At 45.7% G+C, this 21,052-nt stretch carries 23 protein-coding genes; 11 read left to right on the top strand and 12 right to left on the bottom strand.

Annotation, left to right across the window (positions count from 1 at the left end):
* Positions 1 to 6 precede the first annotated feature (6 nt).
* From V6B33_RS00275 to V6B33_RS00265, 3 genes are all read right to left on the bottom strand, one after another.
* A complete protein-coding gene (locus tag V6B33_RS00275; protein WP_442915454.1) occupies positions 7 to 1,425 on the bottom strand; it encodes a spore germination protein in 1,419 nt (472 codons plus the stop codon).
* Positions 1,426 to 1,869: 444 nt separating this feature from the next.
* Positions 1,870 to 2,067, bottom strand: a complete 198-nt coding sequence (locus tag V6B33_RS00270) for a hypothetical protein (RefSeq protein ID WP_334215743.1) — start codon at positions 2,065 to 2,067, stop codon at positions 1,870 to 1,872.
* A gap of 261 nt (positions 2,068 to 2,328) precedes the next feature.
* Complete coding sequence (locus tag V6B33_RS00265; RefSeq protein ID WP_334215742.1) at positions 2,329 to 2,928, bottom strand: YdhK family protein; 600 nt, start codon at positions 2,926 to 2,928, stop codon at positions 2,329 to 2,331.
* 144 nt (positions 2,929 to 3,072) lie between these two features.
* Between V6B33_RS00265 and V6B33_RS00260 the strand changes: the two genes are divergently transcribed.
* From V6B33_RS00260 to V6B33_RS00245, 4 genes are all read left to right on the top strand, one after another.
* Positions 3,073 to 4,452: a sensor histidine kinase gene (locus tag V6B33_RS00260; protein WP_334215741.1), complete on the top strand. Its 1,380-nt coding sequence runs from the start codon at positions 3,073 to 3,075 to the stop codon at positions 4,450 to 4,452.
* Complete coding sequence (locus V6B33_RS00255; protein WP_334215740.1) at positions 4,449 to 5,135, top strand: response regulator transcription factor; 687 nt, start codon at positions 4,449 to 4,451, stop codon at positions 5,133 to 5,135. Before V6B33_RS00260 ends, V6B33_RS00255 begins: the two co-directional genes overlap by 4 nt.
* A 183-nt stretch (positions 5,136 to 5,318) precedes the next feature.
* The gene (locus V6B33_RS00250) at positions 5,319 to 6,074 is read left to right on the top strand and encodes a WD40/YVTN/BNR-like repeat-containing protein (protein ID WP_334215739.1); all 756 of its coding nucleotides are present in this window, start codon (positions 5,319 to 5,321) and stop codon (positions 6,072 to 6,074) included.
* A 132-nt stretch (positions 6,075 to 6,206) separates the two neighbouring features.
* Complete coding sequence (locus tag V6B33_RS00245) at positions 6,207 to 6,722, top strand: DUF3231 family protein (protein ID WP_334215738.1); 516 nt, start codon at positions 6,207 to 6,209, stop codon at positions 6,720 to 6,722.
* A 134-nt stretch (positions 6,723 to 6,856) separates the two neighbouring features.
* Here V6B33_RS00245 and V6B33_RS00240 read toward each other — a convergent pair whose 3' ends face one another.
* Positions 6,857 to 7,813, bottom strand: a complete 957-nt coding sequence (locus tag V6B33_RS00240; RefSeq protein WP_334215737.1) for a helix-turn-helix transcriptional regulator — start codon at positions 7,811 to 7,813, stop codon at positions 6,857 to 6,859.
* A gap of 109 nt (positions 7,814 to 7,922) precedes the next feature.
* On the opposite strand from V6B33_RS00240, the gene V6B33_RS00235 reads away from it, so the two are divergent.
* Positions 7,923 to 8,408, top strand: a complete 486-nt coding sequence (locus V6B33_RS00235) for a GyrI-like domain-containing protein (protein ID WP_334215736.1) — start codon at positions 7,923 to 7,925, stop codon at positions 8,406 to 8,408.
* A 549-nt stretch (positions 8,409 to 8,957) separates the two neighbouring features.
* Here V6B33_RS00235 and V6B33_RS00230 read toward each other — a convergent pair.
* Positions 8,958 to 9,809: a sulfite exporter TauE/SafE family protein gene (locus tag V6B33_RS00230; RefSeq protein ID WP_334215735.1), complete on the bottom strand. Its 852-nt coding sequence runs from the start codon at positions 9,807 to 9,809 to the stop codon at positions 8,958 to 8,960.
* Positions 9,810 to 9,913: 104 nt separating this feature from the next.
* Here V6B33_RS00230 and V6B33_RS00225 point away from each other — a divergent pair, with 104 nt between their 5' ends.
* Positions 9,914 to 10,750, top strand: coding sequence for a LysR family transcriptional regulator (locus V6B33_RS00225; protein WP_334215734.1), 837 nt, complete (start codon positions 9,914 to 9,916; stop codon positions 10,748 to 10,750).
* Positions 10,751 to 11,182: 432 nt separating this feature from the next.
* Complete coding sequence (locus V6B33_RS00220) at positions 11,183 to 11,461, top strand: DUF2442 domain-containing protein (protein ID WP_334215733.1); 279 nt, start codon at positions 11,183 to 11,185, stop codon at positions 11,459 to 11,461.
* A gap of 291 nt (positions 11,462 to 11,752) precedes the next feature.
* Here the strand turns inward: V6B33_RS00220 and V6B33_RS00215 are convergent, their stop codons facing one another.
* On the bottom strand, positions 11,753 to 12,943 hold the full coding sequence (locus V6B33_RS00215) for an MFS transporter (protein ID WP_334215732.1): 1,191 nt from the start codon (positions 12,941 to 12,943) through the stop codon (positions 11,753 to 11,755).
* A 434-nt stretch (positions 12,944 to 13,377) separates the two neighbouring features.
* Between V6B33_RS00215 and V6B33_RS00210 the strand changes: the two genes are divergently transcribed.
* Positions 13,378 to 13,872, top strand: coding sequence for a DinB family protein (locus tag V6B33_RS00210; RefSeq protein ID WP_334215731.1), 495 nt, complete (start codon positions 13,378 to 13,380; stop codon positions 13,870 to 13,872).
* Positions 13,873 to 14,044: 172 nt separating this feature from the next.
* Here V6B33_RS00210 and V6B33_RS00205 read toward each other — a convergent pair whose 3' ends face one another.
* Positions 14,045 to 14,917 (bottom strand): YitT family protein, encoded by an 873-nt coding sequence (locus V6B33_RS00205; protein ID WP_334216389.1) that lies wholly within the window; start codon positions 14,915 to 14,917, stop codon positions 14,045 to 14,047.
* 93 nt (positions 14,918 to 15,010) lie between these two features.
* Positions 15,011 to 15,331 carry a hypothetical protein gene (locus tag V6B33_RS00200; protein WP_334215730.1) on the bottom strand — a complete coding sequence of 107 codons (321 nt, stop codon included), beginning with the start codon at positions 15,329 to 15,331 and terminating at the stop codon, positions 15,011 to 15,013.
* A gap of 177 nt (positions 15,332 to 15,508) precedes the next feature.
* Here V6B33_RS00200 and V6B33_RS00195 point away from each other — a divergent pair, with 177 nt between their 5' ends.
* Positions 15,509 to 16,117, top strand: coding sequence for an FMN-binding negative transcriptional regulator (locus V6B33_RS00195; protein WP_334215729.1), 609 nt, complete (start codon positions 15,509 to 15,511; stop codon positions 16,115 to 16,117).
* A gap of 188 nt (positions 16,118 to 16,305) precedes the next feature.
* Here V6B33_RS00195 and V6B33_RS00190 read toward each other — a convergent pair whose 3' ends face one another.
* Positions 16,306 to 16,713: a YbaN family protein gene (locus tag V6B33_RS00190; protein WP_334215728.1), complete on the bottom strand. Its 408-nt coding sequence runs from the start codon at positions 16,711 to 16,713 to the stop codon at positions 16,306 to 16,308.
* Between the two features lie 129 nt (positions 16,714 to 16,842).
* The gene (locus V6B33_RS00185; RefSeq protein ID WP_334215727.1) at positions 16,843 to 17,457 is read right to left on the bottom strand and encodes a flavin reductase family protein; all 615 of its coding nucleotides are present in this window, start codon (positions 17,455 to 17,457) and stop codon (positions 16,843 to 16,845) included.
* A gap of 88 nt (positions 17,458 to 17,545) precedes the next feature.
* Here V6B33_RS00185 and V6B33_RS00180 point away from each other — a divergent pair, with 88 nt between their 5' ends.
* Positions 17,546 to 18,232 carry an ArsR/SmtB family transcription factor gene (locus V6B33_RS00180; RefSeq protein ID WP_334215726.1) on the top strand — a complete coding sequence of 229 codons (687 nt, stop codon included), beginning with the start codon at positions 17,546 to 17,548 and terminating at the stop codon, positions 18,230 to 18,232.
* 140 nt (positions 18,233 to 18,372) lie between these two features.
* Here V6B33_RS00180 and V6B33_RS00175 read toward each other — a convergent pair whose 3' ends face one another.
* Both V6B33_RS00175 and V6B33_RS00170 read right to left on the bottom strand, forming a co-directional pair.
* Positions 18,373 to 19,095, bottom strand: a complete 723-nt coding sequence (locus tag V6B33_RS00175) for a hypothetical protein (RefSeq protein ID WP_334215725.1) — start codon at positions 19,093 to 19,095, stop codon at positions 18,373 to 18,375.
* Positions 19,092 to 19,820 carry a hypothetical protein gene (locus V6B33_RS00170; RefSeq protein WP_334215724.1) on the bottom strand — a complete coding sequence of 243 codons (729 nt, stop codon included), beginning with the start codon at positions 19,818 to 19,820 and terminating at the stop codon, positions 19,092 to 19,094. The genes V6B33_RS00175 and V6B33_RS00170 overlap by 4 nt, the downstream gene beginning before the upstream one ends.
* 176 nt (positions 19,821 to 19,996) lie before the next feature.
* Here V6B33_RS00170 and V6B33_RS00165 point away from each other — a divergent pair, with 176 nt between their 5' ends.
* Positions 19,997 to 20,953 carry an MBL fold metallo-hydrolase gene (locus V6B33_RS00165; protein ID WP_334215723.1) on the top strand — a complete coding sequence of 319 codons (957 nt, stop codon included), beginning with the start codon at positions 19,997 to 19,999 and terminating at the stop codon, positions 20,951 to 20,953.
* The last annotated feature ends 99 nt before the right edge of the window (positions 20,954 to 21,052 follow it).

Raw genomic sequence — 21,052 nt, 5'->3', positions numbered from 1 at the left:
ACTCCTTTACTCTTCAATATCAAGATTTCTCTTCTTATGGTGCTTCATCGAAAAGCGCTGAGGCACATGAGACCTCATCTGTATCGGGCGTTCTTTCTGAGAATACATCGGCAAACGGAATAAGGCATCTTTAAGGTCCACAAGCCTCAATGGATAGACAGGTGCCAGATATGGCCGCCCCAACGAAGTTAACTTCAGTAAATGACCTAATATCAGCGCGAAAGTGAATGTGACTCCTAATAATCCATAGAACTGAGCTGACAACAGAAACGGAAACCGAATCAGACGGATCACATTACCCATCTGATAGACAGGCGTGGTAAATGAAGCCAGTGCTGCGAGAGCGACGATAATCAAGAGTACGTTACTCGTTAATCCTGCTTGCACCGCTGCGGTCCCAATCACGATACCACCTACGATACCGATGGTCTGACCGATTTTCGTAGGAAGTCTAGCTCCCGCTTCCCTCAGTAACTCGATGGTCAATTCCAAGATGATCGCTTCCAATATCGGGGGAAATGGAACCCCGCTCCTCGATGCAATCAATGGATTCAGCAGATTTTGCGGGATCATTTCATAATGGAAGGTCATAACCGCAACATATAAAGGCGTGGAAACGACGGAAAAGAATACTGCGAATAGACGGATTAAACGAAAGGCAGATGCAAGATGCCAAGATAGAAAGTAGTCTTCAAATGCGGAGAAGAACTCGACCAAAGGGGTTGGACCGGTTAACGCATGCGGCGAACCATCTACCAGTACGGCGATCTTCCCTTCAGATAACACCCCTGCAACACGGTCGGGTCTCTCTGTATCAATCATTTGCGGAAAGAAAGAACTGCTGCTGTCCGTAATGATCTGGGTGATAAAGGAGCTGTCGATGATGTTATCGAAGTCAATATCTTCGATGCGCTGGTACATCGTATTGGCATTTTCCTCATTGGCCACTTCTTTGATATAAATGACGGCTACCCTCGTCTTCGTCAATCTGCCTACCTTCAGTTCCTTCACGATCAACTCAGGGATGGGGAGCCTCTTGCGAATGAGATTCAAATTGGCATCCAGAGATTCGACGAACGCTTCCTTTGGTCCGACCACACTGTATTCCACTTCGGGCATGCTGACAGATCGTTTCTCTATCGCCACCGCCGGAATCATGAGAGCCTCTTCCACATTCCCTTTCTGCTGAACAAGGACTGCCCCCGTAAGCAGCGAATCCCTTACCGTTTCCAAATCCTTCACAATCTTAGTACTGTCGATGGACACCTTTTCCTGAATCATGAAGAGAGTATCACCAGACTGCGCGTCCCTAAGAAAAGGAAGAATAAACTCATGTAGAATATCCGGATTGATGATGCTCTTAAAGTAATGAATATAATACTCACTGTCCTCAGAGTATCGAAATGAAATGAAATCGGCGGACATCTTGCACTGGTGCAATAAATCGTCGATCTCCAACAGGTTCTTCGTTTCGGATTCTTTCTCAGCATCACGTGCTGACTTTTTACTTTTCTTAGACCGCCTATGTATGATCAACTCTATGCCTCCTTTCATATTCGTTCAGGGTGTATGTACATTCCGATACTCACTCTATCAATGAGCATAGATTAATTTCTTCATATTTTTTGTTATCTTGTCTCTTTCCACAATAAATATTCCGATTGAAAAGCAGCCACATTTCGACACAAAAAAACGACCCCTATGCCGTTTGAAAGCATTTGAGTCGTTTAGTTAGTCTCAAACGAACCAAGGGGACACGCCTGGTGGCTTCAGAGAGCCACTTGGCCTGTCCCCTTGGTTATAATAATTCAGCAGGGTTGTCCAAACTTGAGGGTGCTAATCTTTAACTGGAAGACTCTTCACCATAAACTAAAACCATCTACAGCCTCTATCATGATGTCTATTACGATCTCTATCGCGATCATCTCTCTCTGAAAGTACATCTCTCAGGCAGCGGCGGACGCCTCTGCAAAATTCATCTCCATCAATATGGCTGTTTACTTTTACTTTGAAGCGATCATCCCTATCCCTTGCACCGCCAACATTCCGGTTACAATTTCCACTCATTCTCTCACCCCCTTTACAGTTAGTACATATTTATTCTATGCACATAGTAAGGAAGTGGTATAGGTGAGTATAGGAGCTTATTTACCCATTTCATTATTATTAATAAATCATTACTATTAAAAAATCTCTCATTTTTCAAAAGGGGCAGAAGAGGCAATTTTCGCTAGGGTGAAAAAGCCTCAACCCGTCCAAAGAAAAAAAGACCATTCCCCGGCCCAAGATCAATCTACAGCCGGAGTACAGTCCCATACCGCCAATCAACTATTCGACAGGAGCCAACTCACTCTCCGTCACCCATTTATGATTCGTCACTTCTTCCCCGCCGTCGGTCGGCATGTAATCCACCATATAGACCGTCGTCTCTTCGGCAGAATTGATCGTCGCAGCCGCTCCCTTCATCCCTTTCATATGGTCAGCATTCAAGACGACTTCATCGCCTGGTTTATAAGGTTCTTCCGCAGGGTTCTCCAACTCCTCATGAATGACCCATTTATGGTTTTTTACCTTTTCCCCACCGGTCGTCGGCGTATATGTAACGGTGTAGACTGTCGTGTCATACGCTCCTGCAATCACAGCCTCGGCACCTTTCATCCCAGGCATATGATCCGCTTCGATCATGGCTTTGCTTCCCATTTCAAATTCCGGATCCGCTGCTTCTTCCAGACCTTCCGGAACCTCGCCTGAACCGGAATGATTCATCTCTCCATGGTCCATGTCCTCCATTTCTTCTTTCTCTTCCATCTTCGGTTCTTCATTTTCTGATCCTTTGTTTCCGCTACTCTCTTCGTTATTATTAGAACATGCACCCAATACGAGGATGAGCAATGTGATGAATAATAGGACAACGCGTGTTTTTAACATGATGATTCCTCCTTTTAATGTAGTCAATAAAGATTCTACCCCGTAATTTTGCAAAATATATGTAGGCGTGACAAAACGGGAGTAACTGCAAACTTTTTTCAAAAATATCGATTATGATTAGAAGTAGTACAGAATCGAGGTTTGATGATGAAACTATCAACGAAATTAACGTTATCTTTCACGATCGTTGTATTTATCCTGGTCGTCTTTATATTGATTTTTCTTCATGAAAATATCGTGAACAGCCGTATAGAGGAAGAAATGAGTGCTATCCAATCCAGAGGCGAAAGCCATCGCGATGTCCTGGAGGATACTTATTCCCAACAGACGCTGCAGCATATCGCCCTGATGGAGACGAAAACGGATACGGTTGTCGTAGTCACGGATAAACAGCTGAACACAATCATTGCATCCGATAGAGTCGCCCCTGAAATGAAACGAATCAAGGAGAAAACACCAGCGACTTCGTATCGCAGCAGCCGAATGATAGAGGATGATTACCGAAACAACGATTATATCGCATCGGTCTCTTCCTTTTATACAGACAGCCAGTCAGGATATATCTTTATGTTCAAGCATACGGGATCCTTACGGGCGCTGATCAACGAACTGAATTCCCACTTTCTGATAGCGGGCGTGCTCAGTTTCATCCTGATGATAGTCGTTCATTTTATCCTCTCAAAGATCCTGACCAGACCGCTTGTTAAAATGAAGACCGCCACCGAGAAAATCAGCAGGGGAGATTTCAACGTGAGGCTACCGCGCGGCGCGAATGACGAACTCGGGCAATTATCGAATGCCATCCAGAAGCTTTCGGATGATTTAACTACCGTAAAGGCAGGGCGTGCTGAATTCCTGGCCAACATCTCGCATGAACTGAGAACACCCCTGACGTATGTCCAAGGCTACACAGCCATCGCTCAGCGGGACGGGATCAACGAACTGGAGCGGACTGAATATCTGCACATCATCGAAGAAGAAACAGGGACCATCGTCAAACTCGTCGAGAATCTCTTTGAACTCGCAAAGCTTGATGAGAATGCCTTCACCATTTCGAAAGAACCAGTCGAACTATGCCCTTTCCTGGACAGACTCCATGCGAAAGTGAATCCCGCTTTTCTTTCCGGGAACATGAGATTGGTGTTTCAATGTGAACCGGATCTGATGATCCATGCCGATCCGATCCGGTTGGAACAAATTTTCATAAACCTGCTCGATAATGCGAGAAAATATTCAGAAGAGGATTCAACCGTGACTCTCACCGTCAACCGTGAAATGAACCATGTCGTATTCACAATCGAAGATGAAGGTATCGGGATTGATAAAGCCGAGCTACCGAACATCTTCAACCGCTTGTACAGGGTTGAAAAGTCCCGTTCAAGAGAGCTCGGGGGATCCGGCCTTGGATTATCAATCGTCAAAGAACTGGTCGAAGCACATAACGGGGACATCAACGTGGAGAGTACCCCCGGCGAAGGAACTGTGGTACAACTGACGATCCCGATCAAGGAGGACAAGCGATGACAACCATTCTGATTGTAGATGACGAAGCAAGAATGCTGAATCTGATTGAACTTTTTCTTAAACCACACGGCTATTCATGCGTGAAAGTGAACAATGGGCATGAAGCAATCCAGCGTCTGAAGAAGGATGAATTCGATCTGATGCTGCTCGACATCATGATGCCCGAGATGTCAGGATGGGAAGCATGTGAAAGAATCCGCACCTTCTCGACGATCCCGATCATCATGCTGACCGCAAGAGACACGAAAGCCGACCTCATCAAGGGCATCGAACTGGGGTCTGATGATTACCTGACAAAACCTTTCGACGAAGACGTGCTGCTGGCTAAAATCAAAGCCGTATTAAGGAGACATAATAATGAATTCAATACGGCTGATTCGCACCTTCTGATCAGAGGGGATATTTCATTGGATTATCAGTCTTATACATTAAACCATGGTGAAAAACAGATCACCCTCACCTTGAAGGAATTCAAATTACTTGAATCCTTAATGAAAAAACCAGAACGGGTATATACTCGTGAGCAGCTCCTGTTGATGGTATGGGACAGCCGGTCGCACACCGAGATCCGCACGGTGGATTCGCATATCCGCAATCTTCGGGATAAACTGAGATCCTCGCAGTTTCCAATTGAGGATCATTTATCTACTGTGTGGGGAATCGGGTATCAGTGGAAAGTCTAAATGAAAGCAGGAGAAAACAAATGAAATTCAAAAAAACGATTGGTTTGTACCTTGCATCAGGGTTGATCATGTCAGGATGTTCGTCTTCCCAGTAGGATGGGTATCAATTTGTCAGCCCGGAAACAGAAAATGTTGAACACTTACACGGCGCAGGCTATCCCGGCAAGGAGGATGCTTTCTTCATTGCCACGCACAACGGCCTTTTTAAATACGAAGAAAACGAATGGACAGAAGCCAACAGCAATAAACATGACTACATGGGATTCTCTCCCTATAAAGACGGCTTTTACTCAAGCGGTCACCCGGAGCGGTTCCGACTTGAAGAATCCACTTGGACTCATCAAGAGTACGGACAACGGGAAGACATTGGAAAAGCTTGTTTTCTACGGAGAAACGGATTTCCACTACCTCTCTGCAGGATATGACTCCGGCCAATTGTTCGTCTTAAACGAAGAACCGAACTCAGAACTACAAACCGGACTATATTCTTCAGGTGACGGAGGAGAAAGCTGGGAAAGCAGAATGATGGAAGGTGTTGAATCCGATGGAATCATCGCTTTAGCCGCCCACCCGACCGATCAAAACCTTGTCGCCATCAGCAGTCAAGCAGGAATCTTCCTATCTGAAGACGGCGGGGACACCTTCTCCCCTGTCACGGAAGGCAAACCTGCCACCAGTGTCGTGTTAACTGACGAAACCGGTATCTATTCAAGCATAGACGGTGAAACCATCAAGCTGGTCCGATTCAACCTGGACACACTCGAAGAAACCGAGTATGGGCTGCCATCCTTAAAAGCGGATAACCCGATCATGTACATAGCGGTGAATCCGAATGACCCGTCCGAGATCACGTTTGTGACGTACAAGAATGATATTTACCGGTCCGTGGATGGAGGAAGCAAGTGGGAGGAGATTATGGACAGCGGGGATCCGCGGTAATCCTTAATTGAACATTCCCATCTAAAAGCTTGATTCCTGATACATGATTACCGATCCTCCGGGAAAAATAATCTTTGTGCACGTACTATCGTTATGAGAGGTGCCGCAATTATGAATATCAGGAGGATGATTATGGGTATTTTAAGTGGAAATCCACAGGAAGAACCGTTGCATTATGGCGAAGTATTTGGCACATGGAGTTACTTATTCACTGCCAAATCAGCTGTTGCAGGTTATCAGATGCAGCTCAACCATGCTGGAGATGACGATCTGAAGAAATTGCTGAAAGACAGCATAGAAGGTGGACAAGAAGAAATAAAGCAAGTGGAGAAACTTTTGAAAGAAAATGGCATCGGCTTGCCTCCTACTCCACCGGAGCCTCCGAGTGCCTGCCTGGATGATATTCCGACAGGAGCACGCATGCCGGATCCGGCGATTGCGGCGGCATTGTCCGCCAACATCTCAGCTGGACTCGTTTCATGCAGCATGATCATCGGACAAAGCATCCGGGAAGATGTGGCAGCAATGTTCGCCCAATTCCACATGCAAAAAGTCCAACTGGGTGGCAAAGTCCTGAAATTAAACAAAGAAAAAGGATGGCTCATCCCGCCGCCGCTTCACAAAAACAAAAATGAACACTGTGAATAACTGATTGAGAGGCAGTATCCCAAGCATAAGGGACACTGCCCCTTTTCGGGACAAGGGGACAGGTTCGTTGTCCCGTTTTGTGGTGGGACGTGGGGTCAGGTTTGGGACGCAGGGACAGGTCCAGTGTCCCGTTTTCAGAATGACTCCAGTCTCCCCTGTACATATTCCAGCACCTCCCCCGGTAGTTCCCTGACCTTGAGATCTCCTCCGAGAAAAAGAATCCAGTTCGCTATTTCGTTCAACTCCCCGGGCTTACTGACATCGACAAACATCTTCAGCACCGCTGTCGTCTGGAAAGGATTCGTATACGAAACTGAAACTTTCAAGGGATGATATTTTTTATACTGAGCGATTGCGTCCGGACCAAGCTCCAGGACAAGGTTGACTGCTTCTTCCTGCTTCTTTAGTTTTTCTGCAATCTCTTGCTTACTTAACCTATTTTCCGAAGAGCAGGGTTTGACATCGATGAGAATGTCGGCTGGGAAAATCCGCTTCTTTTCTTCCTTTAAGTCAAAGCCTTCTATCAGCCAAAGGCTTTTTTCATGATAAAGGTGCAACAAATACATGTGGTAGGCGATCGTTTCCTTCTCCTCTTTGACGGTGATGGATAAATATCGGTCCGCTATCAGCGATTGGAAAAGCATTTCCACCATGGGATGGGGGAGGTCCGAAAGATCAAGCAAGTCCGGATTATGGGGATTGGTCCCTTCAAAAAGCAGGATTTGATTCAAAAGGATGAGATCGTCTTGCTGCGTTTCCGAGATGAGGCTGAGTAATTTTTCCGCTATCGACTGACGGCTCTTCAGATAAGGGAGCTGTTGATTTCTAGTGGCCATAAAGGCGATAAACAGGGCTTTGACTTCATTATCATTAAACCGGACCTCGGGCAGGACAGAATTATGCATGACAAAATAGCCTCCATCCCTTCCAACTTCAGAAACAAGCGGCATCCCCATCGCCTCAATTTCCCTGATATCCCTGATGGCGGTCGACCGGGAAACATTGAACTCCTGCATGAGTTCAGTAATGGTAAAGTGAGCCCGGTTGTTGATATACCGCATAATGACATTGATCCGTTCAACTTTTTTCATCGGCGCCTCCAAAAGGTATCATTTATTGACACTATTTAACGCTATTATAAAGACATCAAGTAATCAACACAATTCCTTGATAAATTTTACTAAAAGGATGGTTTTCGAAATGGCAGATTATATCTTAGAAGAGAAAGACAGCTTTACCGTGATAGGATTAGGAACCGAGCTAAAGAGCGATTACACTGACTATGCCGGTGTGGCCAGGGAAAAGTCGGATTTCTGGCAGGAGGTCAGCCAGGATGGAAGACTTGACACCTTAAAAGGCATGGCGGCAAACGACTACATCTTTGCCGTGAATGAAGCGGTGAATAACAAAATGATGCATTATGCCGGGGTCATGGCAAAAGAATCAGCCTCGGTACCTGAAGAAGCAAGGGTGATCCAGTTTCCTAAAGGGAAATACCTCGTCGTCAAAGGCGAAGGGCAAACGGCCGAAGAAATGAAAAATACCGTTACCGGCATTGCCTTCGGTCAAGTCTTGCCGGAAGCACAGGATTTTGCATATGTCGGCGGACCGAATACAACGGTTGAAACAGGGCAGCAAAATGGGAAGGTTTATGGTGAAATGTGGATTCCTGTTGTGGAAAAATAAGGGGATACGGGGTCAGGTTTGGTGTTCCGTTTTAGAATGGGACATGGGGACAGGTTAAGTGTCCCGTTTTGGATGGGACACGGGGTCAGGTTAAGTGTCCCATTTCAGTAGAATGACTAGGTTGAGGGAACATGAATCAGCTCGTTAACGGAGCGGCATACAAAAGGGCAGTTTCTCCTGTAACGGAGACTGCCCTTTGTTTATAGATATACGTTTCTATCCTTGATTTTGATCAAATTTTGTCTTAAGACCCTTTTTTCATTAAAAATCCTGGCACTCCCCGAGTTGAAAAGGAGCTGGAGACTGAAATATGATCCATTCTCAGACTTTATGATCCGTTCGACAAAAAATACGCGCCGTTGTTTGCATTTATGATCCTATCAAGAAAAATTACGCTCCATTTTTCAATTATATGATCCTTTGATAATCATTCTAAACTGTCAGCATCGTATCAGCCTGCAGCCGGTGAACGAAAAGACCCAACCTGGGCGATGACTGCATCATCCTGCCAACCGGCTCCCAAGGGACCTTTCCTCCAGTTCCGGGTCCTCACCTCATCTGTCTCAAACTTCTCTCCTGCTGAACCGAATAAATAAGGATTCCGAAGAATGCCAGCACGGAAGCGAGAATGATGCCGAATGAGACGGCAGAGAGGGAGAGCATTTTCAAAAGTACGCTAACAGCGACGGTCATGTACATGAAAGAAAGCATTTTCCTGACTTTGATGACAGAGAAACGTTTCAGCTGAACGGAACCGAGCGGCGTGCCGAACAGGGCACCGATAATCAGTACAATTCCGTGCCGGTAGTCAAGGCTTTCACCAGTATACATATAGGAAGCGATGCCGGATAGCACGATGATTGAAGCAGCCGAAATACTCGTGCCGATCGCTTTATTCAGATCCAATTTGATCCATTTGGTCAGTAAAGGCGTCATCACGAATCCGCCGCTGACTCCCATCAGGGAAGATATAACTCCTGTAAAATAGCCGATCACAGGAACAGCACCTTTTCCTTTTGCCTTTGATTCCTGCTCGCGTTTGCTGATGAACTGGTAAGAGAACCAGCTTAAGATGGCGATATAGGCAATCGAGATGACAGTCGCGGCACCGTTGATGGAGTCGAGCCATTTGACAAATGGCGCGGTCATGACAGAACCTGCCACTCCGAAGACTCCAAGGACTCCTGCCAATTTCACATTCACATTGTTCAGACGGAAATGAGACAGGCTCCCTGTCACGGTCGAACCCAATGTGAGCATCAATGACAGCATGATCGCCTGGCTCGGTTCGTAACCAAGTATCAATAATACCGGAGTCAGTACGATTCCTCCCCCGATCCCGAAGAAACCGGAAATCACCCCGATCGAGGCACCCCCGAGTATAAACAATAACCATTCCATACGTTCGTCACTCCTTCTCTGCCATTATACCGTGCGGAAGGGTATAATAATAATGAATAATAACAATGAGTACAATTACGTTTTGTAATGGAGGTGTTTTTTACATGGAACTAACCTGGATTCGCACATTCGTCACGCTCGCCCATTTTCAGCATTTCACGAAAACAAGTGAGTTCCTGAATATGTCGCAGCCGACCGTCAGCATCCATGTTAAGAAATTGGAACAATCGCTCGGTGTGAATCTCATCGACAGAAGCACCACCCATCTTCCCTTCACACTGACACCGGCCGGGCAGAAAGTGTTCGCCGACGGGCAAAAGATGATAGAGCTTTGGAAATCGATGGAGCATGCCGCAGAAGAACGCGAAGAGGTACTCCTGAGGATCGGATCGACCAACACGGTTAGCGAAGCCCTACTTCCCGATTTTGTAAAAAAACTGAAAATCCTCTATCCGCATGTACGTCTCCAAATGAAAATCCATAATCACAATAGAATCGTCGAACTTCTCGAAAATCACGAACTAGACCTCGCAATCGTCGAGGGCACAAAAGGAATTGAGCCGTTCCAAACCGATGTCATCAGCCGTGACGAACTGCGATTCTTCGCAAACAGGGGCATGAACCTCCACTCCTCCCCCCTCATTCTCAGAGAAAAAGGATCAGGGACACGCGACTACGCCGACCAGTTCATCAAAACGGAACAAATCCATCCAGCCGAAATCATCGAAGCCGGCAGCCATCACCTAATCAAACAGCTGGCACTAAGGGGTCTCGGCATCGCTTTCCTCTCAAGCTCCATGGTCAAAGAAGAAGTCGCAGCAGGAAAACTCTTCCCCATCGACCCTTACGTCATCCACCGGCCATTTTATGCAGTCTGTCCTGCAGACACCGCAGCCGGTAGCGTCATCCGGGAACTCATCGGGGTGTTGAAGAAGAATTGACTTCAGAGGCTGTCCCGGTTCGGGGGCTTTTCCCGGTGGGTCGGGGGGACAGGTTTCTTGACCCACTTTCCTGCTCAAATCACATATAATTGCAAAGAAGCTTCATTATTTATAGAATAGACAATATTCCGATCAAATCTGCCGGGAAGTCAGAGGGAAAGCATGGTTTTGATGATTATTACATCGAAAACATGATGATATAGCGTTCGAAACACCTTGTTTCAATGTTTTTATCAGTAACACGCCCAACTTTCCAAAAAGATGGCCATCTGCCCGACCCTGCACACCTAAATCAGGCTGTTCAGCCTCACTTATTATCAAAACCAGAATGGATATTATCAAAAATCCAATTATATTATCAATAACAGGGATATATTATCAAAACCGAGCCATTTATTATCAAATCTCAAACTTATACCAGGAGGGGTAACTATGATTCAAATAATAAAAGCAGCCGTCATTCCACAGATGGACGGCTGGCTGCTTGTAGACTTTTCAGACGGGCAAAAAAAATTCGTTGATATTAAGCCGCACATGGTTGGAGTTCTTCAGAAACTTAAAGATCCAGAGTTCTTCCAGAAAGTGTTTGTAGATGCAAAATTAAAAACCGTTACTTGGCCAGGAGAGTTAGACTTAGACTCCGATCAATTATATAAAGAAGGTATTAAATTAAAAGATATCAAGAAATTGATTGAATTAAATAAAGGGTGAAATTCATGTCGGGGAAATCGTTCCCTGACTGTATTATTTGTAAAGAAACTTAACCAGCTCCTATGCCCAGCTTCACTCCACCACATGAAGCACAAGACCCGCCATAAAAAGAGCAATCATCGCAAATTCCAATTTTTAAAAAAACTCACCCATATGTGCATATTCACCCATCAATTAACTCTTTTTCATCCCTGACTCTCCTTCCCCCCGCAGCACCGAAAAAAAAATAAAGAAAAACTGCCTCCCGCACAAATCAGAAGGCAGCCTCTTAACAAAAAGGGGTTAAACAAATCACCCCTTCCTCCTCACCCTAATCCGATCAACAACCAAATACCCGCCGCCCATCACCAAAAAGACAAGCAGCAGTCCTGCGAATCCATCCGTAAACCCGCTCCGCTCAATCGCATATCCAAAAAGCGGAAAGCTGATCATGATCACGAAACTTTCCATCAATCCGATCAGTGAAAGGAATGTTGACCGGACGTTGCTCTCCAGGAACCTCTGAATGAAAGAGCTGAAGATCGGTTCGAACAGGCTCAACAGCTGTGCCAGGAACAGGAATGAGAGCAGGATCGCCCAGTCGCTGGCAAAGATGAACAGGATGAAGAACAAGACGAACAGACCCAGTCCATAGTGGAGGATATTGAAGAACTGGAATCGTTCCTCTACCTTGTACGCGATCTTCGCCATCACGACACCGAGAAGTCCTTCGATTGTGAATATCGCCCCGACGACGATCGAAGAGTAGCCCAGTTGAATGAAATATTCCTGTCCGTAGAACACGATGATGACCATGACAGCACTCGCCAGGATGACCAGCACGACAGGCTGGTGGATGACCGGGTTGGTTTTCCAGACGTTCAACCCCAGTTTGAATTGATGGACCCACTGATTGTACCAGCGCCCGCCGATTTCTTCGGTCTTTTCGCGCTGGGGCTCCTTCATGAACAAAAGCGGAATCACGGCAAGGACATGGGTGACAATCGTCGAGATGTATACCCATTCCCAGCTGATCTCGGCCATGAACCCGCCGAGGAATTTGGCCAGACTCAGCGATAATAATGAAATCGCCGTCATGCTTCCAATCACTCTCGTATAGTCCTTTTCCCGATTTGCCTGTTTCAGAGTATCATAAGCAAATGCCTGCTCGGCCCCGGAATGGAAGGTGACCATCAGTCCCATTGACAGGAATGCGAGTGTAAATACGGAAAACGTCCCGCTCACAAGCATCAGGAGCGCATACAGGAGACTGAACACATTTCCGATCACCAGGCTGACCTTCCTCCCGTACAAATCGGCAATCATCCCGGTCGGCACCTCAAATAACACGATGGCCAAATGAAGAAATGCCTCTAATAGCCCGATCTCGCCGAACGTCATACCCTTGTCACCGAGATAGATGACCCAAAGGGCACGGTCAAAAAATAGTTGAGCAAAAAATAAATAAAAATAGAGCAGATAGATATTGTTTTTCATTTTCATTGAATGTCGTCCTCTCTTAAACATAAAGTCAAAAAAGCCGCAGGGCATCATCCCCTGCGGCTTTCGCTATTTTTTCAGGAAATCATACAAATGTTCACATCTATGAAAGATCAGCTGAATTGGACAGACTTGTCCCGTTGACGGCTGAAATTCCAAAAATAGACATCATGAAGACAAGGTATTTCTTCTCAGCTTTGATGTCCAATGTGAACGTATGCATGATTATCCCTCCTTTACGTTTAAGATTCTTTTCTATTATATAGCTGCCGGGAATTACAGACAAGCAAAGATTTATTGGCTGACCCGCAAAGAGCCAACGGGTGCAGTCACCTCGGCCCACAAAACATATAAACCCTTAAAACAAGCATCACACTACCACACCGTGCTACAATAAAACCGAAAGTCCGTTTTTCAAAAAAAGGGAGGGTATCACAATGTTCACAACAGTAAATGATTTCTTACAGGAATGGAAACAGGAAGCGGCGGTAACCGGGAAGGTGCTGGATGCGCTGACAGATGAGTCGTTGAAACAAGAGGTTTCTCCGGGGCTCTACAGCATCGGGAGTGTAGCATGGCATATTACGGGAGCTGCTTTTTACTTTCCTTCTCAAGTCGGCATCACCTTTGAGGTTCCGGATCTTCGCAAAGAAGCACCAAAATCTGCAGCGGAAATCAGCGAGACTTATAAACTCGTAAGCCAGCGTCTTTCAGAAGCCGTTTCCGAGCAGGTGTCTGAAGAGAAGATGAACGAAATGGTGAACTTATTCGGGATGGACATGCCGATACAGGCAGTATTCCGTCTGCTCATTCAGCACCAGGCCCATCACCGCGGACAATTGACCGTCCTCATGAGACAGGCCGGCCTGAAAGTACCAGGTGTCTACGGCCCAAGTAAAGAAGAATGGGAAGCCATGAATGCTCAAAAATAATTGGAATAAAAAAAGCCGGCGCCAGCCGGTTTTTTTGTACATACAGAAAGGGAAGCAAGATCCTCTCCCCCTCGCTTCCCTTTCCGGTTTCGTCATAATTTTGAAGAAGCCAGGGAACCTGTTTCCTTTGCCTATTTTGAGGCGAGCCATGGACTCTGTCTCCTTGTCCCGCTTAGTGGATGTCCCTCTTTTTAAACCTTCCACCGCGAACTTCATTAATATCGGCCACGGCCAGGAACGCCGAGGGATCCAGTTCTTCGACAATCGATTTCAATTTGGCTTCTTCGAGTCGGGTAACGATACAGAATATCACTTTCTTGTCTTCTCCGGAGTAGCCGCCTTCTCCCTTCAGATAGGTGACACCGCGACCCAGGCGCGCTAAGATCGCATCACCGATCTCCTGGTCCTTATCACTGATGATCCAGGCAGATTTCGATTCATCAAAGCCGTCGATGACGATATCGATCGTTTTAAATGCGATGACATACGCGAGAACGGAATACATGGCACGATCCCAGCCGAGTACAAAGCCGCCCCAGGCAAAAATGAACACATTAAACAGCATAATGAATTCCCCAACGGAAAAGGGAAACTTCTTATTTAACAGGATGGCAAGAATTTCACTCCCATCCAATGCACCGCCATAGCGGATGACCAATCCCACCCCTGCACCGAGGACAATCCCGCCAAACACGGTGGCGAGCAGCATATCCGAGGTGAATGCCGCCACATGGTGAAGATAACTCGTTGCTAGAGATAAAATGGTGATCCCGACTAGAGTCGATATAGCAAACGTCTTTCCGATTTGTTTATAACCGAGAAAAAAGAACGGAATATTCAGGAAAAAAATAAACGCTCCCAGACTGATGCCCGTCAAGTTATATAAGATGATCGAAATTCCGACAATTCCGCCATCCATGATCATATTGGGAACAAGAAATACTTCGATCCCCAATGCCATCATAATCGCTCCTAACAGGATGAAAAAACCCCGTTTCGCGACCTTTGTCCTCGTTAATTTCGGATGTTGCAGCCTTGATTTCATTTGCTGCTCAAATGATTCTTCAGTCAATTTAACTTCCCCCTGTTTATATTACATTCATAGTAAATTCCATTCTGAATAAACGAAAAGAAAAGATTAGGAGAGATAGTTGGACTGATACATCATGACTTCAATGAACCCGGACGTATCTGGAGAAATATCCATCGCAGCATAATCCATCACGCCAGCAGGTGGATAGGATCTGATTTTTTCAGCTAAATAGTTTTTTAGAGGTACCCCATCATCAACCTGATGAGGAAGCGAAGAGGTTTGAGAGAGTATCATGTCAATACCCGTCAAGTGCGAGGTATCAGCTTTTAACTCCTCCTTACCGTTGACATCGTGGTAGTTCAAACCATGCGATTGCTGAAGTCCTGCCAGAAAAACAAGTAAAAAGCATATAGAAACTTTCCTCACACATTTCCCCCCTTCCGCATTCATTCATATTTAAATTATACCTTATTGCATTCATCAGGCAAATTCTGTGAACCACGGCTCCTTTTCCAGGAGCTTGCTTCCAGTTCCACTGATAAAGGACTTTTACCCCTTCTTACAGAATCTATCCTATATAGACAAATAGAAAGGAGAACCACCATGTACATCCCTCAACATTTTAAAATCACTGAGAAATCGATTGCCTTTGACATCATAAAGGACCACGGATTTGCGACACTCTTTTCCCAACAAAACGGGATGCCCTCTGCCACTCACTTGCCGTTACTGTTGAACAAGGAGAAGACCCATTTATATGGGCACTTCGCACGACCAAACCCTCAGTGGAAAGAAATCGACACCCAAACCGTCATGGCGGTTTTTCACGGACCGCATTGTTATATCTCCCCCTCCTGGTATGAGACGGATAAAGCAGTGCCCACCTGGAATTACGTGACTGTTCATGTATATGGGCAAGTCGAGCTTGTGGAGGATGAAGAGGAAGTAATGGAATCCCTGCAGGAATTGGTGACCAAATATGAAGCTCCTGACAGCTCCTACAAACTTGTGGATATCGATTCCAACTACCTCGCTGGCATGAGCAAAGGAATCCAAGCCTTCAGACTGCACATCACGAAAATCGAAGGAAAAGCGAAATTAAGCCAAAACCATCCAGCGCACCGCCGGGAACGGGTTATCGAGAAATTGGAACAAAATCCCCGTACGGATGAGCAGGAGATTGCGGGGTGGATGAAGTGGGTGCTTGCATAGGAGTGGAAGGGCTTGATGGTGTTTGATTTCTGACGGGAATCTCGCCGTGAACCACATGAACCACCGGGACAGGCAATGGTTCACTCAGCCGCGAAAGCTGTCCCTTCGGCTTCAGATAACCTCCATATCTTTACTCATTCATCCTATACATATGAACCCTACAAAGAATAAAGCCAGTCCCCCACAGGTTACTGGCTTTTCTCCACCTCAGATGAAACCGGAGGAATCGTCTTGATTTTCTTGATGAAATAATAATGTTTGTACAGGGCGAGCCCTATTAGAAGGACTCGAACGAGCAGGATGTCCACAAACACGATAGAAAGCAGAATAAAGAAATCCGCCGTCATGTTAATTCGAATCTTCTCTTTCCGGGTCATCCCCTTCTTTTGAAGGAATGCTTCAACATATTTCTCATATATGGCTGTGCTCTTAAGCCAGCGCTCCATCCTCCTGGAACCCTTGGCAAAGCAATAGGCTGCAAATAAATAAAACGGTCCGCCCGGCAGAACAGGAAGCACAGTGCCGGCAATCCCGACTACAAGGGAGATTGACCCAAGCAGTATAAACAAGATACTCTTCATTTTTTTAAGTGTCATGATCCATTTCCCCTACAATCGATATATTAATAGTCCATTTAACTTCATTGTACTATAAATATAGCAGGGACAGCCATGGGGACAGCTCCCCCGGCACATAATAAACGGCATGTTTCAATGCAGTAATACCTACGCCCTAAACGTCACTCCCAGCTTCTCCCCCAAACCATAATAATGCCGGAAATTATAGATTAACGGACTCCACTTATCCGGATTTATATGGTTTTCTTCTATTATCATGTTTTCATGCGCATGAACATGTATGGCTTCTGTTTCCACGATTGAAAAATCCTCAGAATAGTCCGGGACCCGGACCGCGTTGACTTTCGCTTCAATTTGGATTGGGCATTCAAGGATTCTTGTGGGCTGGACCGTTTCAGATTCGACCGCAGTTAATTTACTTGTTTCATATTTTTCAGGGTTATATGTAAATCCGTGTATCCTTTTCTCCTCAGGCACGGGATATTTACCTGTATAGGGTGCGAGGCTCTCAACGTTTTTCCAAAGGTTTGGTCCGGGGATGTTGATGACACATTCAGGATGACGCTTCACATTTTCAAAGGCTTTCCCTCCCACCCCGAGTCCGAGGATGATGTAATTCCCCAAGGCCCATGAGGATGACAGCGGACTAATATTCACTGTACCATCTTCATTTAAGGTTGTGAGCAAGATGACCGGTGTACCATAATATAATATTTTGGGCTGTATCTTTTTTGTTTCAGTTTCAACGAACACTTTCTCCATTTCTATTACCTCCTTCAATTTATACACATATTGTAATTGAAGAACACTTCCATTATCATCGAAATATGGATTACATAGGAGGGATCGTATGAATACAAGTCCGAATATCGCTTCAGTGGCTGCATTGATCAGTGAGCCGTCACGTGCCGCCATCCTGACGGCTCTATTGGATGGAAGGCTGCATCCTGCCAGCAGCCTTGCTTATATAGCAGGAATCAGTCCACAAACGACAAGTTTTCACCTGAAGAAAATGGTTGAGGCAGATGTCATCAAAGTCGATCAACAGGGACGGCACCGCTATTATGGATTGAAAGATCATGAAGTCGCCTCGGTGTTAGAAACGTTTCTATCAATCGCCCCAAAGATCGAGATGAAATCATTCAGGCAAGTAACGCAGGACAAAGCGGTGAGATATGCCAGAACATGCTACGATCACCTCGCAGGCAGTCTCGGGGTCAAAATGACGGATTCTTTACTCAGAAGCGGATGTATTGAAGAACATGAAGAAACTTTTGTCCTGACCGAACAAGGAGAAGAGCTGTTTGCATCCCTTGCCATCGATCTGAAAGCAGCGGAAAAAAAGCGCCGCACCTACATCCATAAATGCCTGGACTGGAGTGAACGGCGCCATCACATTTCCGGAGCCCTCGGAAATGCAGTCTTGGAAAAATTCCTGGAGTTAAACTGGGTCCGCCGGTTGCCGGATACCAGAGCCATTAAAGTAACGGATGTTGGGAAAAAGAAGCTGGAGGCAGTCTTTGGTATTACGTTATGAGTGTTTAGATGCCCTGGCAAACAATTGGACTTACCACATTTGTCTACACTAAAACCAACAAAGCACGGCGTGACAGGGTACCTGTCCTGGGCCCTGCCCGTGATCAGCCCGGGACAACGTACCTGTCCCCCCTGTCCCAATTACTCAACCTCTTCCAAGTTAACAATCATCATATGCTCTTCCTCCACAAGTCCGGTATGATAGCTCGAACCATTTACGGCGCTGTCGAGGAACGTTTCCTCTCCGTTTTCGTCAAGGGGGATCCATTGGAAGCCGGGATAAGAGCGATGGACAACTTCCCTTGGGTTCCCTTCAGCCCCCGATTCCACCACAGCTGTCCAATCGTCCGGCAGCTTCATGACACCGTACGGATGCTCCCGGAAAGAGACTTCCTTCTTCAACTGGATACTGGGATCGTATTGATGCCGGTCTCCTGAGACTGACCAATACCGCTCTCTGACAAAAAAGAAATTCAGTGTATCCAGGCTTTCTTCTGCAGGGTCGATATTCCAGACAATCCGATAGGTTGCCGGATCATCGGGGTCCACTTTCCATATCTTCGGTTCCCCATTTGTACGGACGCTTCCGAGTTTCCATTCATGATGTTTCCAGACCCAGCTGCTGACACCATAGATTCCATCTTTTGATGTGAAAGGTGCAACTGCATGCTCGTTGTCGACCATGATCGTCTCCTGGATTTCCCAGGCATCCGCTTCTGGCAGCAATCCATTGATCTCCGTTATCATCTGGTCTTGACCCGGCAGAGCATTGGGTTCAGAAAAATAGAACCAGTAGATGGCTAGAGATCCCCCAAGCAAAAGGAGGACAGCACCCGCTATGATGGCTTTCTTTTTCCCAGTCACCTTGCCATCCCCTCCTGTAGAATAGATTGATTGAACCTGAAATAGGATTGTTCGTCAGGAGTGGTGATGAGAATCCCTTTCCCGTCATCTTCCAAATAGATGACAGGCTTCACTCCGCTGCCCCACTTAGATGAAACCCCAATCAACTGATACGGAAAGCGCTCGTTTTTGTTCCGTTTGCCTTCAGATTTCCGGTACATCTGGTTATACCATACGTCGCTTTCCACTTTTTCCTGGTCCATTGAAGGCAGCTGGTCTATTAATCTATCTTTATCCAGGATCAAACCATCTTCCCCCGACGGATGAATAGCGACAACTGATGCATTATCCGCATCCGCAATATGCGTCGCTGCATCGCTTTCGGGATAGACCAACGAATAGAGCGGAATCGAAATCAGTGTAGCCGCAAGAAAGACGAAATTCGAGGCAAACCCCAGCCAGGCAAACGACCGGTATTTGTCCCACCTGTCTTCCTTCCTCTTTAAGATTCCATACAAAATCCAAACACCAAGCGGTAAAATTGGGATCTTCACTAACTCTCCGGACAACTCCCAGTTGATCGTGAATGTGACGATCCCTGCAAGCGTGGCAACTGCAGCCTTCCACCACCTGGGTTTCACCTGCTGTCTTCTATAGATTTTTAAAACCAATAATCCTATGAGTACCCACGACAAAACATACAACCCAATGGATACTGCATCGGTGACATAATTAAAATTAAGCATTTTTCCCCTTCCCTTTCTTCTAACGAATCACAGATCACTTCCAATAAACCTCTATTCTAACATTAAATTCCAACTGCCAAAAGAACGTCCCAGCTATATTAAAGCGATACTGCAGGAATTTACACTCCTTATGGTAAATATTATGTAAGAGCGATGTGTTAACCGGGGGAGTAGAAATGAAATCTTTCATTAAAAAAACTAAGTTCTTTGATTTATATTCTTTAGGTGACGGGGTGTATGCAGCGATTTCCATTCCAGGGCGAGGTGCCTGGAGTAATGCGGGAATTGTCGATCTGGGGGATGAAGTGCTGGTTTTCGATTCATTCACCACCCCTTCTGCAGGTCTTGAATTAAGGAAACAGGCTGAACTCCTTACTGGAAAAAAGGTGAAATATCTGATCAACAGCCATTACCATGGGGATCATGTTTTCGGTAATCAAGCATACAGTGATACAATCATTATTTCCACTGCTTTGACAAAGGAATGGTGCAAAGAAAAAAACAAACTGGATGATGTGGAGAAAGAAATCCAAGAAACGAAGGAATATCTGCATCAGCTGCACAAACAAATAGAACTCACTCAAGACACCATCCTCAAAGCCAGCCTGACAAATCAGCACAACGAAATGTCCAGAGTGCTGAATGACTTACCTCATATGCAAATCATTTTGCCGAATGTACTGTTTGAAGAAAAACTGATTATTGAAGGATCAAAACGAAAAGTTGAATTGCAGTGTCTTGGTGGAGGACATACCATAAGTGACACATTTATGCTTTTACCGGAAGATAATATTGCCTTCATGGCTGATTTACTGACAGAAAACCTGCATGTACCCATTTATAACCCTGAGAGTTTCATTACCATGTTGAAAAAAGTAAAGGAAATGGACATAGACCTATTTGTCCCGGGGCATGGAAATATCAGCAATGAAGACCTTCTGGATAAAGTAGAGGGGTACATTTCTTTCATTAAGCAAGAATCGATGAAAGCACTTAACAATAAAATCTCGTTGCAGAAATTTATTTCTGACTTCAAACTCCCTCCTGAATATATGGAATGGACAGGCGTGAATGGAATCAAAGTCAACCTTTCAAGTGTATATACATTTTATGCCGGTCAGGGGCGTGACTAGGTACCTTTCCTGGACCTTGCCCGGGATCAGCCCGGGACAACGTACCTGTCCCCACTGTCCCTGAACATAAAAAAGAACCTGCCCCCTCCGCGTGAATTG

It is taken from the genome of Mangrovibacillus sp. Mu-81, from assembly GCF_036867415.1.
Lineage (GTDB): Bacteria > Bacillota > Bacilli > Bacillales > Bacillaceae_B > Rossellomorea.
This window is presented reverse-complemented; position numbering and strand designations above follow the sequence as displayed.